The 1,652-nt window shown below is 54.1% G+C and carries 1 protein-coding gene and 1 pseudogene; both read left to right on the top strand.

All coding sequences use genetic code 11. The annotated features are described in order from the left end of the window. A pseudogene (locus G7Y43_RS10530) lies at positions 1–326 on the top strand (protein CapI); the annotation flags it as partial. Positions 327–407: 81 nt separating this feature from the next. Beyond that, positions 408–1,649: a nucleotide sugar dehydrogenase gene (locus G7Y43_RS10525; RefSeq protein WP_165046364.1), complete on the top strand. Its 1,242-nt coding sequence runs from the start codon at positions 408–410 to the stop codon at positions 1,647–1,649. The last annotated feature ends 3 nt before the right edge of the window (positions 1,650–1,652 follow it).

The following is a 1,652-nucleotide window of genomic DNA, read 5'->3' as shown; positions in this document are numbered from 1 at the left end:
TGGATGCCCCGCCTGCGGTAAAGGCAGGAGCTGACGGGCTGCCGCGTGCCGCACATCGCGTGTACAACATCGGCAACTCACACCCTGAGAACCTACTTGATTTCGTGGACACGCTGCAACGGGTGCTCGTGGAAGAAGGCGTGCTTCCCACCGACTACGACTTTGAAGCGCATCGCGAACTTGTTCCCATGCAGCCAGGGGACGTGCCTGTAACCTATACAGACACTTCTGCGCTTGAACGTGACCTGGGATTTCGCCCTTCAACTAAGCTCGAAGACGGCCTGCGAGCGTTCGCACGCTGGTACAAGGGCTACTACGGACTGTAGAGGTTAGTACTTGATGGGCCGCCGAGCAAGGCGGCTCTTTTTATGCACGTTGAAAACCGAAGAGAGAGGACTGATTCGACCATGAGAATCGCAGTAGCGGGTACCGGTTATGTGGGGTTGTCGTTAGCGGTGTTACTCGCACAGCACAACCAAGTGGATGCTGTAGATGTAGTTCCAGAAAAAGTAGAAGCACTTGCGCGATGGGAAAGCCCTATTGCCGATGTTGAGATTGAACGCTTCTTAGGCGAAGCGGCTCGTGGTGAGCGTACACTGAACTTACATCCCACACTTGACGGACATGCGGCTTACGCGGCAGCTGATGTAGTAGTTATTGCTACGCCTACCAACTACGACTCCGATCGCAACTTCTTCGACACGCGCTACGTGGAGCAAGTAATCGAGCTCGTGCTTGAAGTAAACCCTGCTGCTGTTATGGTGGTAAAGTCCACGGTGCCTGTAGGCTACACGCGCACACTCTGTGAGCGCTACTCTAAAGGGCGATTCCTGTTCTCCCCTGAGTTCCTGCGTGAGGGTCATGCGCTTTATGACAATCTGCATCCCTCGCGCATCATCGTGGGGGTACCAAGTGAGTCTGCCTTTGCAGATGAGCTCGAAGAAGCCGCGCACAAGTTCGCTGCACTTTTGGCTGAGGGTGCGTGTGATCCGGCAAAAGACATCCCGACCCTTATCATGCGCGCTACCGAGGCCGAAGCGGTAAAGCTTTTCGCCAATACGTATCTGGCGCTTCGTGTGTCCTATTTCAACGAGCTTGACACCTACGCGAGTGTTCGTGGTCTTGATGCTGGGCAGATTATTGAAGGCGTGGGGTATGACCCCCGTATTGGTGACCACTACAACAACCCTTCGTTTGGCTACGGTGGTTACTGTCTGCCTAAAGATGCCAAGCAGTTGCTCGCTAACTATAAGGACGTGCCCCAAAACCTTATTGAAGCTATCGTAAACTCCAACCGTACTCGCAAAGACTACGTGGCCGAAGAAGTGGTAAGCCGGGTTTGGAAGCTCGTGTATGAAGGCATTGAGCGGCCCATCGTGGGAGTCTACCGTCTTGTTATGAAGTCAGGTTCTGACAACTTCCGCGCAAGTTCTATCCAAGGTATTATGAAACGCGTAAAAGCCAAAGGAATACCCGTGGTGGTTTACGAGCCGACACTCGATGCCCCCGAGTTTTTCGGTTCTGAGGTTACCCACGACCTGACCGCGTTCAAGAGCCGCTGCGACCTCATCGTTGCTAACCGCTGGTCAGATGAACTGTCCGATGTGGCCGACAAGGTATACACGCGCGACTTGTTCCGGCGGGATTAGGGG

The sequence above is a fragment of the Adlercreutzia sp. ZJ138 genome (assembly GCF_011038935.1).
GTDB lineage: Bacteria > Actinomycetota > Coriobacteriia > Coriobacteriales > Eggerthellaceae > ZJ141.
The sequence above is the reverse complement of the archived record's forward strand: the minus strand, read 5'-3'. Positions and strand labels throughout refer to the sequence as shown.